The organism is Burkholderia humptydooensis (genome assembly GCF_001513745.1).
GTDB lineage: Bacteria > Pseudomonadota > Gammaproteobacteria > Burkholderiales > Burkholderiaceae > Burkholderia > Burkholderia humptydooensis.
Genome location: NZ_CP013382.1, coordinates 434,944 through 447,757 on the forward strand (window position 1 = coordinate 434,944; position 12,814 = coordinate 447,757).

Consider the following 12,814-nt stretch of genomic DNA (forward strand, 5'->3'; position numbering starts at 1 on the left):
CATGTGCGGGGGGCGCCGCCCGCTTGCGCGGCGACGCGGGCGGCTGCGGGCGGCGCGAGCCGCTACGGGCGACGCGGCCGGCGCGTCAGTCGAGCAGCGCGACGATCTCGTCGTAGAGCCGGGCCGGGATTCGCACGCCGTTCGCAACGCTGCGCGCGCGGGCGTCGAAGCGCCGCTGCGACGGCAGCCGCGCGCCCTGCGCGACGATCGCGCCGAGCATCCGCTCGCCGCGCGCGAGGCCGGCGTCGAGCGCGTCGCCGAGAAACACCTTCGGATCGAGCGCGATCACGAGCTCGCCGTGGCACGGCGTCGCGCCGGCGCCTTCGTCGAACGCGAGCGATTCGGCGCTCGTCAGGTCGCCGATCAGCGCGCCGGCGAGGAGCTCGATCATCGCCGCGAGCGCCGAGCCCTTGTGAGCGCCGAACGTGCGCATCGCGCCTTGCAGCGCGGCCTTCGGATCGGTGGTCGGCGCGCCGTTCGCGTCGATCGCCCAGTGCGGCGGAATCGGCCTGCCCTCTTTCGCGTGCAGCTCGATGTCGCCGCGCGCGATCGCGCTCGTCGCGAAATCGAACACGAACGGCGTGCCGCCCGGGCGCGGCCACGCGAACGCGAGCGGGTTCGTGCCGAACACCGGCTGCGTGCCGCCTTCCGGCGCGACCCAGCTATGGCTCGGATTCATCGCGAGGCCGGCGAGGCCGTGCGCGGCGATCGCCTCGACCTCCGGCCACAGCGCGGAGAAGTGATAGCAGCGGTTGATCGCCATCGCGGCGATGCCGTGCTGCCGAGCCATCTCGATGAGCACCGGCAGCCCGGTCTCGAACGCGAGCAGCGAGAAGCCGCGATGCGCATCGACCGCGACGATCGACGACGACAGCCGGCGCAGCGTCGGCGCCGCGTGCGGATCGACCTTGCCGAGGCGCAGCGAGCGCGCGCAGACGAGCAGCCGGTAGACGCCGTGCGAATGGCATTCGTCGCGCTGGCCCTGCGTGATCACGTTCGCGATCGCGTGCGCGTGCGCGTCGGACAGCCCGTGGCGCGCGAGCACGCGCAGCGCGAGCGAGCGCACGTCGTCGAGCGACAGGACGACGTCCGGGCGCGCGAGCGCTTGCGGATCAGTCATCGCGGGCCTCCCGCGGCGCGAGCGCGCCGTCGATGCGTTGCGGCACGCGCAGCGGGTTGCCGTCGCGAAGCGCGTCGGGCAGCAGCGCATCGGGCACGTCCTGATACGACACGGGCCGCAGGAAGCGCTCGATCGCGCGCGCGCCGACCGACGTCGTGCGCGTGTCCGAGGTCGCCGGGAACGGCCCGCCGTGCACCATCGCGTGGCCGACCTCAACGCCCGTGCCGAAGCCGTTCACGAGGATGCGGCCGGCGCGGCGCTCGAGCGTCGGGCGCAGCGCGGCGAACAGCGGCGCGTCGCTGTCGCCGAGATGCGCGGCGATCGTCAGTTGGCCTTCGAGCGACTTCAGCACGCGGTGCAGCGCGTCGGCATCCGCGCAGCGCACGACGAGCGACGCCGGGCCGAACACTTCGTCGCGCAGTTCGTCGCGCGACACGAACGCATCGGCCGTCGTCGCGAACAGCGCGGCGCGCGCCTGGTGGCGCCCGCCCGAGGGGCCTTCGCCGAGCCGCTCGACCGCGCCGTGCGACGCGAGCCGCGCGACGCCTTCGCAGTAGCTCGCGTGGATGGGCGGCGTGAGCATCGTCTGCGCGGCGGCGGCGCCGATCGCGGCCGCCGCGGCCTTCTCGAACGCGCGCAGCGCCGGGCCGTCGATGGCGAGAATCAGCCCCGGATTCGTGCAGAACTGGCCCGCGCCGAGCGTGAGCGACGCGACGAACTGCTGCGCGATCGCGTCATGCCGCGCGGCGAGCGCGCCGGGCATGAGCAGCACCGGGTTGATCGAACTCATCTCCGCGTAGACGGGAATCGGCTCGGGCCGCGCAGCCGCGATGTGCATCAGCGCGACGCCGCCGCGCCGCGAGCCCGTGAAGCCGACCGCCTTGATCCGCGGATCGGCGACGAGCGCCTGGCCGATCTCGCGCGACGCGTCGAACAACAGCGAGAACACGCCGGCCGGCAGCCCGCACTCGCGCACGGCCGCCTGGATCGCACGGCCGACGAGCTCGGACGTGCCGGGATGCGCGGAATGCGCCTTGACGATCACCGGGCACCCGGCCGCGAGCGCGGACGCGGTGTCGCCGCCCGCGACCGAGAACGCGAGCGGAAAATTCGACGCGCCGAACACGGCGACGGGTCCGATCGCGACGTTGCGCAGCCGCAGGTCGACGCGCGGAAGCGGCTTGCGGTCCGCGCGCGCGGGGTCGATGCGCGCGTCGATGAACCCGCCGTCGCGCACGATGGCCGCGAACAGCCCGAGCTGCGCGACGGTGCGCGCGCGCTCGCCTTCGATCCGCGCGCGCGGCAGCCCCGATTCGGCCGCGCAGCGCTCGATCAGCGCGTCGCCGAGCGCGACGATGTGCCGGCCGATCGCATCGAGAAACGCGGCGCGCGCGCCGGGCGCCGTTTCCCGATACGCGTCGAACGCATCGTCGGCGAGCGCGCACGCGGTTTCCAGATCGCGCGGGCTCGCGCCGCCGAACGGGGGTTCGAGCGGCGCGCCGGTCGCGGCCTCGATCGCGCGAAACGAGCCGTTCTGCCCTGGCACCGCGGATTGACCGATCAAAAGCTGGCCTGTGAGTCGCATGATTCTCCTCGAAAAAGTGCGGGCCGGGCGTTGCCGGCCCGGCCGATGAAAAAAGGGAGGCGCCCGGCCCGCGCGTCAGTTCTCGTCGTCGTCGAGCTGCAGCTTCGCGGGCGGCACGCCGGTATGCGCGCCCCAGTAGTAGATGACGAGCGCGATGGCCGCGACGACGAGCGTGTCGTACGGATGCGCGAGCTGCCCGGTGCCGCCGAAGCCGCCGAAATACGACGCGACGATCATCAGCGCGTAGAACGCGATCAGCCACGCGGACGAGCGCACCTGCTCGGCGAGGCTCAGATGCGCGGTGGGCACCCAGCGGCGGCACGCGAGATAGACGGCGAACATCGCGATCTGCAGCCCGAGCAGCCACGACACGGTGCTCCAGCCGGACCAGTAGACGATCAGCGCGGCGATCACGAACGAAGCGGGGCCGGTGATCGCGAACGCGCTCGCGCGAAACGGCCGCGGCAGGCTGGGCGCGGTACGGCGCAGCGCGGCCACCGACACGGGCGCGACCGCGTAGCTCAGCACGAGCGCGGCCGATACGGTATTGATGAGCGCCTCCCACGACGGAAACGGCAGCGTCCAGAAGATCGCGAGCGCGAACGTGAGCCACAGCCCCGCGCGCGGGATGCCGGACGCCTCGTCGACGCGCGTGAACACCTTGAAGAACGTGCCCGTCTTCGCCCAGCCGTAGACGACGCGCGGCGTCGCGTTCATGTAGATGTTGCCGCAGCCGGAGGGCGAGATCATCGCGTCGGCGACGACCATGTACGCGAGCCAGCCGACGCCGAGCGCGAGCGCGATGTCGCGGTACGGCAGCGAGAAGGCCTTGCTGATGTCGTGCCAGCCGCCCGCGAGCATCGCGCCCGGAATGCTGCCGAGGAACGCGAGCTGCAGCAGCACGTAGATCAGCGTGGACAGCACGATCGACAGGATCAGCGCGATCGGGATCGTGCGCTGCGGATCGCGCACCTCGCTCGCGACCGACACGATCGGCGTGAGGCCGAGATACGCGAAGATGATGCCGCCCGCCGACACGGCCATCTCGACGCCGGGCATGCCGAACGGCGCGAAGCCGTGCATCGTCAGGTTCGCGGGCTTGAAGAACGCGAACAGCACGACGATCACCGACAGCGGCACGACGAACTTGAACACGCTGATCACGTTGTTCGCCTTCGCGAACGTCTTCACGCTCGAATAGTTCAGGTAGAAGAAGAAACAGAGGAGGGCCGCCTGCACGAGCCAGCCGAGCGTCGTCGGATTGCCCGAGCCCGCGGCGCTCAGGCCCGGAAACCACGCGGCCGCATACTGGCGCGCGGCGACGACCTCGATCGCGATCAGGCTCGAGAACGCGATCAGCGTGATCGCGCCCATCAGATAGCCGAGCAGCGGGCCGTGCGAGAACACCGGATAGCGGACGACGCCGCCCGCGCGCGGCAGCGCCGCGCCGAGCTCGCAGTAGACGATGCCGAGCAGCAGCACCGCGAAGCCGCCGAGCAGCCACGAGAAGATGCCGGCCGGGCCCGCGATCGTCGACACGTGGCTCGCGGCGAACAGCCACCCCGAGCCGAAGATCGCGCCGAGGCCGATGAAGGTCAGGTCGGTGAGCGACAGTTGTTTCTTGAACTTGCCGGGTCCGGCGTCGGTGGGCGCGGGCCGCGCGAGCGGCACGGATCGCTGGGCATTGCCTTGGGCGGGCATGGGTTTTGTCTCCGTGATTGGTGGATTTGTTCGATCGGCTGCAGGGCGAGGCGCGGCGGCTCGCGCGGTTGAAGCCCGTGCCGGTCAGGTCGGCTTCGAGGGCTTGGCTGCGGCATGCGGGATCGCGCAGGACCGTGCGGGCGTGGCGTCGTCACGGTTTCGCGCGCGGCGCGGCCGCCGCGCATCGGACGGGGAGCAGGCGGCGCGCGCGTGGTTCGCGACTGCGGCCGCATACCCGGGGCGACGCGCGCCGCCGCGGCCGCGTCGCTCAGAGGCCGACGTCCGGCAGCGCCGGGCGCGTTTCGAGCGCCTTCGCGACGATCGCCTTCACCTGCGCCAGCGTGTCGCCTTGCAGCGCGAGGCGCGGCGGGCGCGTGAGCGCGCTGCCGCGGCCGACGAGCTCTTCGCACAGCTTGATGCACTGGACGAGGTCCGGGCGCGCGTCGAGGTGCAAGAGCGGCATGAACCAGCGATACAGCGCGAGCGCTTCGTCGAAGCGCTTCTGCTTCGCGAGGCGGAACAGCGTCTCGCCTTCCTTCGGGAACGCGTTCGACATCCCCGACACCCAGCCCTGCGCGCCGACCGCGATGCTCTCGACGACGACGTCGTCGAGGCCCGCGAACAGCACGAAGCGATCGCCGACCGCGTTGCGCAGGTCGATGAAGCGGCGCGTGTCGCCCGACGAATCCTTGAAGCAGACGATGTTCTCGCAGTCCTGCAGCGCGATCAGCACGTCGGGCGTCACGTCGTTCTTGTAGATCGGCGGATTGTTGTAGACCATCACCGGCAGATCGGTGCCCGTCGCGACCGCGCGAAAGTGCGCGGCCGTCTCGTGCGGCTTCGCCGAGTAGACGAGCGCGGGCATCACCATCACGCCGTCCACGCCCGCGCGCTGCGCCTCGCGCACCGTGTTGCGCGCGAACCCGGTCGTGAACTCGGCGATGCCGGCGATCACCGGCACCTTGCCGCCCGCCGCGTCGCGCGCGGCCTCGATCACCTGGAGCTTTTCCGACGTGGACAGCGACGTGTTCTCGCCGACCGTGCCGCAGACGACGAGGCCCGACACGCCGTCGTTCACCAGGTTCTTCACGACGCGGTGCGTCGCGTCGACATCGAGGGAGAAGTCCGGCTTGAACTGGGTGCTGACGGCGGGGAAGACCCCGCTCCATTGAATGGCGTTACGGCTCACTGAGTATCTCCTACGTTCGAATGAGGTGGCCGACGGGGGGCGTCGGTGCGTGATTCAGTATCGCCGTCGGAAAGCCGCGAGGCTTGAGCCTTTTCCAACCGTGAAAAGATGAAATCGGCACAATCGGGGCGCGATCCGCCGCCGCGCGCGCCGGGCTGTGCCGATTTCGTCGCGCGCATCATCGAAAACCCACAAGCGGCGCGCTGCGCGACAAGGGAAGCTATGCGCATTTCCACCTTGGACTGATGCGACATGAAGCACATCCACATCATCGATTCGCACACGGGCGGCGAACCCACGCGCGTCGTCGTGTCCGGCTTCCCGCCGCTCGGCGGCGGGCCGATGGCCGAGCGCCTCGCCGCGCTCGCGCGCGACCACGATCGCTATCGCACGGCATGCATCCTCGAGCCGCGCGGCAGCGACGTGCTCGTCGGCGCGCTGTTGTGCGAGCCGGTTTCGGCCGGCGCGGCGGCGGGCGTGATCTTCTTCAACAACGCGGGCTATCTCGGCATGTGCGGGCACGGCACGATCGGGCTCGTGCGCACGCTGCACCACATGGGCCGCATCGCGCCCGGCGTGCACCGGATCGAGACGCCGGTGGGCGATGTCGAGGCGACGCTGCACGACGATCTGTCGGTGAGCGTGCGCAACGTGCTCGCGTACCGGCACGCGAAGGACGTCGTCGTCGACGTGCCGGGGCACGGCGCGGTGACGGGCGACGTCGCGTGGGGCGGCAACTGGTTCTTCCTCGTGAGCGACCACGGCCAGCGCGTCGCGGGCGAGAACGTGGCGGCGCTGACCGCGTACGCGTCGGCCGTGCGCGCGGGGCTCGAGCGCGCGGGCGTGACGGGCCGCGACGGCGCTCGGATCGACCACATCGAGCTCTTCGCCGACGATCCCGAGCACGACAGCCGCAGCTTCGTGCTGTGCCCGGGCCACGCATACGACCGCTCGCCGTGCGGCACCGGCACGAGCGCGAAGCTCGCGTGCCTCGCGGCCGACGGCAAGCTCGCGGCGGGCGCCGTGTGGCGGCAGGCGAGCGTGATCGGCAGCGCGTTCACGGCGAGCTACGCACCGGCCGAAGGCGGCATCGTGCCGACGATCCGCGGCAGCGCGCATCTGAGCGCCGAGGCGACGCTCCTGATCGAGGACGACGATCCGTTCGGCTGGGGCATCGCGTCGTGATCGATGCGAAGACCGACGTCATCGTGATCGGCGCGGGCATCGTCGGCGCCGCGTGCGCGCACGAGTTCGCGCAGCGCGGGCTGCGCGTCGTCGTCGTCGACGACGGCAGCGGCGGCGCGACGGGCGCGGGCATGGGCCACCTGGTCGCGATGGACGACAACGCGGCCGAGCTCGCGCTCACGCATTACTCGATCGGGCTGTGGGGCGCGCTGCGCGACGCGATGCCGGAAGGCTGCGCGTATCGCAACTGCGGCACGCTGTGGCTCGCGGCCGACGCGCACGAGATGGACCTCGCGCGCGCGAAGCAGGCGGCGCTCGCCGAGCGCGGCGTCGCGGGCGCGCTGATCGACCGCGCGGCGCTCGCCGCGCTCGAGCCGATGCTGCGCGCGGATCTCGGCGGCGCGCTGAAGATACCGGGCGACGGCATCCTGTACGCGCCCGTCGCCGCGCGCTGGCTGCTGGAGCGGCTGCCGGGCGTCGCGCTGCGGCGCGCGAGGGCGGTGGCGGTCGACGGCGCGAGCGTCGCGCTCGAAAGCGGCGGCGTGCTGCGCGCGGACGCCGTCGTCGTCGCGAACGGCGTCGCCGCGCGCGCGCTCGTGCCCGGGCTGCCGCTGCGGCCGAAGAAGGGCCATCTGCTGATCACCGACCGCTATCCGGCGCGGGTGTCGCACCAGCTCGTCGAGCTCGGCTACGCGGCGAGCGCGCATGCGAGCGACGGCACGTCGGTCGCGTTCAACGTGCAGCCGCGGCCAACCGGGCAACTGCTGATCGGCTCGTCGCGGCAGTTCGACACCGAGGACCCGCGCGTCGAGGCGCCCGTGCTCGCGCGGATGCTGCGGCGCGCGCTCGGCTATCTGCCCGCGCTCGCCGGCCTGAACGGCATTCGCGCGTGGACGGGCTTTCGCGCGGCGAGCCCCGACGGCCTGCCGCTGCTGGGCGAGCATCCGTCGCGGCGCGGCCTGTGGCTCGCGGTCGGGCACGAGGGGCTCGGCGTGACGACCGCGCCCGGCAGCGCACGCGTGCTCGCCGCGCTGATGTTCGGCGAGCGCGCGGCGATCGACGCCGGGCCGTATCTGCCGGGGCGTTTCCTGTCGACATCGAAATCGGCCGTGGCCGGAGAGCTTCAATGATCATTTATCTGGATCGCCGCCCGCTCGACGTGGCCGACGGGATGACTGTCGCGGCCGCGCTCGCGCTCACCGGCGACGACACGACGCGCGCGTCGTGCACCGGCGCCGCGCGCGCGCCGTTTTGCGGGATGGGCATTTGCCACGAGTGCCGGGTGACGGTCGACGGGCGGCGCAGGCTCGCGTGCCAGACGCTCTGCCGCGAAGGCATGCAGGTGGAGCGCACGCGATGACAAACGAGGTTTTGACGGTCGACGTCGCGATCGTCGGCGCGGGGCCGGCAGGGCTCGCCGCCGCGCGCGCGGCGGCGGAGAGCGGCCGCACGGTCGCGATCGTCGACGACAACCCGCGCGCGGGCGGGCAAATCTGGCGGCAGGGGCCGAACGCCGCGCCGGGCGCGGCCGCGCGCGCGAGCTTCGACGTGCTGCGGCAGCCGAACGTGCGCCATCTGGCGGCGACGCGTGTCGTCGCCGCGCCGCGGCCCGGCATGCTGCTCGTCGAGGACGAACAGCGCGCGCTCGCGCTCGGCTACCGGAAGCTGATTCTGTGCTGCGGCGCGCGCGAGCTGCTGCTGCCGTTTCCCGGCTGGACGCTGCCCGGCGTGACAGGGGCGGGCGGGCTGCAGGCGCTCGTGAAGGGCGGCGCGCCGGTGCGCGGCGAGCGCGTCGTGATCGCGGGCAGCGGGCCGCTCCTGATCGCGTCGCTCGCCACCGCGCGCGCGGCGGGCGCGCGCGTCGTCGCGGTCGTCGAGCAGGCGCCGCTCGCGGCGCTCGCGCGCTTCGCGCTGTCGCTCGCGGCAACGCCGTCGAAGCTCGCGCAGGTGGCGCGGCTCACGCGCGGCTTCGTCGGCACGCGCTACCTGACGGGCGCGGTCGTGCGCGAAGCGCACGGCGACGCGCGCGTGCGCGCGGTCACGATCGAGCGGGACGGCGCGCGCGAGACGCTCGATTGCGAACGTCTCGCGTGCGGCTTCGGCCTCGTGCCGAACCTGACGCTCGCGCTGGCGCTCGGCTGCACGGTGCGCGACCGCGCGATCGCGATCGACGACGCGCAGCGCACCTCGGTCGAGCACGTGCATGCGGCGGGCGAATGCACGGGCGTCGGCGGCGTCGAACTCGCGCGCATCGAAGGCGAGCTCGCCGGGCTCGCGGCGCTCGGCGCGGATGCCGCGCAGCACGGCCGCGCGCGCGTGGCCGCGCTGCTGCGGCGCCGTGCGGCGTGGCGGCGCTTCGCGGCGCGCGCGGCCGGTACGTTCGCGCTGCGCGACGCGGCCCGCGCGCTGCCGCCCGACGATACGCTGCTGTGCCGCTGCGAGGACGTGACGATCGGCGCGGTGCGCGCGCACGCGTCGGCGCGCGACGCGAAGCTGCTCACGCGCTGCGGGATGGGCGCGTGCCAGGGGCGCGTCTGCGGCGCGGCCGCGCACGCGTATTTCGGCTGGGACGACGCGCCGCCGCGCCCGCCGTTCTCGCCCGCGCGAATCGACACGCTGCTCGCCGCACCCGACGACGCGCTCCTATAATCGACGCCAACCGTGTTACGACGCGCGAGATCCGTATGATGACTTTGCTTGCCGTGCCGCCCGAGAAGTTGTCCGCCGCATCGGCCGTCTCCACGGCGGCGCCCGTGGATGGCGCATCGGCTTCGCCGTCCGCGCCGGCTTGCACTGCGGCGCAACTCGCCGCGCAGAACGGCGGCGACGACGACGGCTTCGCCGCGATGCTCGCGCACTTCGCGCAGTTGGAGCCGGTGTTCGACGCGCTGCCCGACGTCGCGTTCTTCGTGAAGGACGCGCACGCGCGCTACGCGCTCGTGAACCGCGCGCTCGCGCAGCGCTGCGGCTACAAGGACAAGCGCGACCTGTACGGCAAGGCCGCGGATGAAGTCTTTCCGCGCCGCTTCGGCCGCAGCTACGTCGAGCAGGATCTGGCGATCATCGCGGGCGGCCGGCAACTGACCGATCAGTTGGAGCTGCACCTGTATTCGGGGCGCCAGCCAGGCTGGTGCCTGACGTGCAAGGAACCGCTGCGCAACGCGCAGGGGAGGATCGTCGGGATCGCCGGGTTGTCGCGCGACCTGCGCGCGCACGAGAGTTCGCACCCGGCGTACAGCCGCATCGCGGACGTCGTCCGCTACATCCACGCGCACTACGTGCAGCCGCTGAACCTGAAGCATCTCGCCGGGATGGCGGGGATGTCGGTGGCGCAGCTCGAACGCTACTTTCACAAGGTGTTTCACCTGACGCCGCGGCAGATGCTGCTGAAGGCGCGGCTCGACGCGGCGACCGCGCTGCTCGTCACGCACGACAAGGTGACGGACGTCGCCGCGCTGTGCGGCTATACCGATCACAGCGCGTTCACGCGGCAGTTCAAGGCGACCGTCGGCGTGACGCCGACCGAGTACCGGATGATGCTGCAGGAGGGGCGGGGGGCTTGACGCGGAAGCGGCCGCGCTGCCGCGGACGATCGATTCCTGACGTTACCGATAGCCGAGGCCCTTGAGCACGGCGTTGCCGTCTTCCGTCAGACGAAAGGACGGCGCCGCGTCCATGTCGGAGCGGATCATCTCGACGAGACCGGCTTCCTGCAACGCGGGCAACTCCGGCTTCGCGTTCGCGCCGATCGGCGCGTGCAGCAGGATCAGCAGCGTCGCGATCTCGTGATGGCTGAGCAGGCGACGCAGCATGGTTTTCGGCTTGGTCGGGGGGGCGGCCGGGCGAACCGCGGCAGACGTGTCGACGGCGCTCATCGCAAACCTCCTGAAACGGTACTGGCAACGGATGGTGCCGAGCGAGTCTTAAACGATTCTTAAAGCGGCGGGCGGCGGGCTCGACGAAAGGTTTACGGCATGTAACGGCCTCGTCGGGCAAGGGCGACATCGGGGTCCGACGACATTGGGCCGATGCGCGCGACATTGCACGGCAATGTCGCGACGCCACACGTGCGGACCGCCCGCGAGAGCCATGAAAACGCGCGTTTCGGCTCGGCTGCCGGACGACTAAGCTCTATGAAACCCTGACCGACGAGTCCGATGGCGCCCGATCCGGCGAATTCGCATGCTTTTGGCGCGGCGCGCGCGCTCGTGCTGGAAGGCGCGGCGCAGCCGAGCGGCTATACCGAGCCGCTGCTGCACCGATACCGGCTCGCGTTCAAGCAGCGCCTGAACGCGGGCGACGCCGCGCTCTGACGCCGGCGCGCGATGCAAGCCGGACACAAGATCGACACGACAATCGTTCCGAGGGGAAAAGGAGACAACATGAACCCTTCATTCGCACTGCCGGCGGGAACGGCGTTCGCCCAGCCGCTCACCCCCGTCGGCCATTCGCTCGCACTGTCGTTCGCCGTCGCCGTGCTGCCGATCGCCGTCGCGCTCGCGATGCTCGGGCTGCTGCGGCGCCCCGCGTGGCAGGCGTCGCTCGGGGGCCTGCTGACGGGCGGCGTCGTCGCGGTCGCCGTCTGGGGGATGCCCGCCGGTCTCGCGCTGAATGCGGTCGGCGCCGGCATGGCGCTCGCGCTGATCCCCGTCATGTGGATCGTGTTCAACGCGCTGCTTCTCTACAACGTCGCGGTGAAATCGGGCCGCTTCGATCAGTTTCGCCAATGGATGCTCGATCATCTGCCCGACGATCGCCGCCTCGTGCTGCTCGTCGTCGCATTCTCGTTCGGCTGCCTGCTCGAAGGCATCTCCGGATTCGGCACGCCGGTCGCGATCACGAGCGCGCTTCTGATCGCGCTCGGCTTCCCGGCGCTCGAGGCGCTCACGTTCACGCTGATCTTCAACACCGCGCCCGTCGCGTTCGGCGCGCTCGGCGTGCCGATCACCGTGCTCGGCGCGGTGACGTCGCTGCATCCGGACACGCTCGGCGCGATGGTCGGCCGCCAGTTGCCGTTCTTCGCGCTGCTGCTGCCGTTCTACGTCGTCGGCATCTACGGCGGCCCGCGCTCGATCGGCCGGCTGTGGCCGGCGCTCTTCGTGTCGGGCGGCAGCTTCGCGCTCGCGCAGTTCGTCACGTCGAACTTCATCAGCTATCAACTGACCGACGTGCTGTCATCGCTCACGTCGCTGATCGTCACGATCGGCTTCCTGAAGATCTGGAAGCCGCAGCCCGATCCGCAGTTCGCGATCCCGCGCGGCGCGTCGGCCGCCGGCGCCGCCGCCGCGCACGGGCGCGTCGGCTACGGCGGCTGGCTGCCGTGGCTCGTCGTGTCGGTGATCGTGATCTTCTGGGTGCACGCGGGCGTCGCCGCGATCGGCGACGTGAAGATCAAGTGGCCCGGCCTGCACGACGCGGTCTACGTGACGCTCTATCACAAGTCGTACTCGGCGATCTGGGATTTCCAGCCGCTCGGCACCGGCACCGCGATCCTGCTGTCGGCGGTCGTCACGGCCGTCTGGACGCGCACCGATTTCGCGAGCTTCTCGGGCTGCGTCGCGCAGACATGGCGGCAGACGCGCATCGCGATCGTCACGGTGATGATGATCGTCGGGCTCGCGTACCTGCTCAACTACTCGGGGATGAGCTACACGCTCGGGATGGGCGTCGCGTCGACGGGCGCGCTGTTCCCGCTCGTGTCGGCGACGCTCGGCTGGATCGCGGTGTTCCTGTCCGGCAGCGACACGTCGGGCAATGCGCTCTTCGGCAACCTGCAGGTCGTCGCCGCGCGGCAGCTCGGCTTCGATCCGGTGCTGATGGCCGCGACGAACTCGTCGGGCGGCGTGATGGGCAAGATGATCTCGCCGCAGAACATCGCCACGGGCGTGTCGACGACGGACCTGAAAGGGCAGGAAGGCGTCGTGTTCGCGCGGACGTTCTGGCACAGCGTGTTCCTGACGCTGCTGCTCGGCGTGCTCGTGTTCCTGCAGCAGCACGTGCTGAGCTGGATGATTCCGGCGCTGCCGCATTGACG

The 12,814-nt window shown here is 71.5% G+C and carries 13 protein-coding genes and 1 pseudogene; 8 read left to right on the plus strand and 6 right to left on the minus strand.

What is annotated here, in order from left to right:
* Positions 1 to 85 precede the first annotated feature (85 nt).
* The 5 genes and pseudogenes from AQ610_RS21235 to AQ610_RS34410 form a co-directional block, all read right to left on the minus strand.
* Positions 86 to 1,120, minus strand: coding sequence for an Ldh family oxidoreductase (locus AQ610_RS21235; protein WP_006028988.1), 1,035 nt, complete (start codon positions 1,118 to 1,120; stop codon positions 86 to 88).
* Positions 1,113 to 2,705, minus strand: a complete 1,593-nt coding sequence (locus AQ610_RS21240; RefSeq protein WP_009914293.1) for an aldehyde dehydrogenase (NADP(+)) — start codon at positions 2,703 to 2,705, stop codon at positions 1,113 to 1,115. The genes AQ610_RS21235 and AQ610_RS21240 overlap by 8 nt, the downstream gene beginning before the upstream one ends.
* A gap of 75 nt (positions 2,706 to 2,780) precedes the next feature.
* Positions 2,781 to 4,406 (minus strand): APC family permease, encoded by a 1,626-nt coding sequence (locus AQ610_RS21245; RefSeq protein ID WP_009914294.1) that lies wholly within the window; start codon positions 4,404 to 4,406, stop codon positions 2,781 to 2,783.
* Positions 4,407 to 4,674: 268 nt separating this feature from the next.
* Positions 4,675 to 5,595, minus strand: coding sequence for a dihydrodipicolinate synthase family protein (locus tag AQ610_RS21250; RefSeq protein WP_006028985.1), 921 nt, complete (start codon positions 5,593 to 5,595; stop codon positions 4,675 to 4,677).
* A gap of 10 nt (positions 5,596 to 5,605) precedes the next feature.
* Positions 5,606 to 5,790 (minus strand): annotated as a pseudogene (locus tag AQ610_RS34410) (hypothetical protein).
* Positions 5,791 to 5,847: 57 nt separating this feature from the next.
* Here AQ610_RS34410 and AQ610_RS21255 point away from each other — a divergent pair.
* From AQ610_RS21255 to AQ610_RS21275, 5 genes are read left to right on the plus strand one after another with little or no spacing between them, the layout of a single operon-like run.
* Positions 5,848 to 6,780, plus strand: coding sequence for a 4-hydroxyproline epimerase (locus tag AQ610_RS21255; protein WP_006028984.1), 933 nt, complete (start codon positions 5,848 to 5,850; stop codon positions 6,778 to 6,780).
* On the plus strand, positions 6,777 to 7,910 hold the full coding sequence (locus AQ610_RS21260) for an NAD(P)/FAD-dependent oxidoreductase (protein ID WP_006028983.1): 1,134 nt from the start codon (positions 6,777 to 6,779) through the stop codon (positions 7,908 to 7,910). Before AQ610_RS21255 ends, AQ610_RS21260 begins: the two co-directional genes overlap by 4 nt.
* A complete protein-coding gene (locus AQ610_RS21265) occupies positions 7,907 to 8,140 on the plus strand; it encodes a 2Fe-2S iron-sulfur cluster-binding protein (protein WP_006028982.1) in 234 nt (77 codons plus the stop codon). The genes AQ610_RS21260 and AQ610_RS21265 overlap by 4 nt, the downstream gene beginning before the upstream one ends.
* Positions 8,137 to 9,429: an FAD-dependent oxidoreductase gene (locus AQ610_RS21270; RefSeq protein WP_043283195.1), complete on the plus strand. Its 1,293-nt coding sequence runs from the start codon at positions 8,137 to 8,139 to the stop codon at positions 9,427 to 9,429. Before AQ610_RS21265 ends, AQ610_RS21270 begins: the two co-directional genes overlap by 4 nt.
* A 35-nt stretch (positions 9,430 to 9,464) precedes the next feature.
* Entirely contained in the window at positions 9,465 to 10,343 is an 879-nt protein-coding gene (locus AQ610_RS21275) for an AraC family transcriptional regulator (protein WP_006028980.1), read from the plus strand.
* A gap of 42 nt (positions 10,344 to 10,385) precedes the next feature.
* Here the strand turns inward: AQ610_RS21275 and AQ610_RS21280 are convergent, their stop codons facing one another.
* Entirely contained in the window at positions 10,386 to 10,592 is a 207-nt protein-coding gene (locus AQ610_RS21280; protein WP_009914306.1) for a hypothetical protein, read from the minus strand.
* Between AQ610_RS21280 and AQ610_RS38420 the strand changes: the two genes are divergently transcribed.
* From AQ610_RS38420 to AQ610_RS21290, 3 genes are all read left to right on the plus strand, one after another.
* Positions 10,591 to 10,707: a hypothetical protein gene (locus AQ610_RS38420; protein ID WP_009914307.1), complete on the plus strand. Its 117-nt coding sequence runs from the start codon at positions 10,591 to 10,593 to the stop codon at positions 10,705 to 10,707. The genes AQ610_RS21280 and AQ610_RS38420 overlap by 2 nt on opposite strands.
* 230 nt (positions 10,708 to 10,937) lie before the next feature.
* The gene (locus AQ610_RS21285) at positions 10,938 to 11,093 is read left to right on the plus strand and encodes a hypothetical protein (RefSeq protein WP_006028978.1); all 156 of its coding nucleotides are present in this window, start codon (positions 10,938 to 10,940) and stop codon (positions 11,091 to 11,093) included.
* A gap of 69 nt (positions 11,094 to 11,162) precedes the next feature.
* A complete protein-coding gene (locus tag AQ610_RS21290; protein ID WP_006028977.1) occupies positions 11,163 to 12,812 on the plus strand; it encodes an L-lactate permease in 1,650 nt (549 codons plus the stop codon).
* Positions 12,813 to 12,814: the final 2 nt, after the last annotated feature.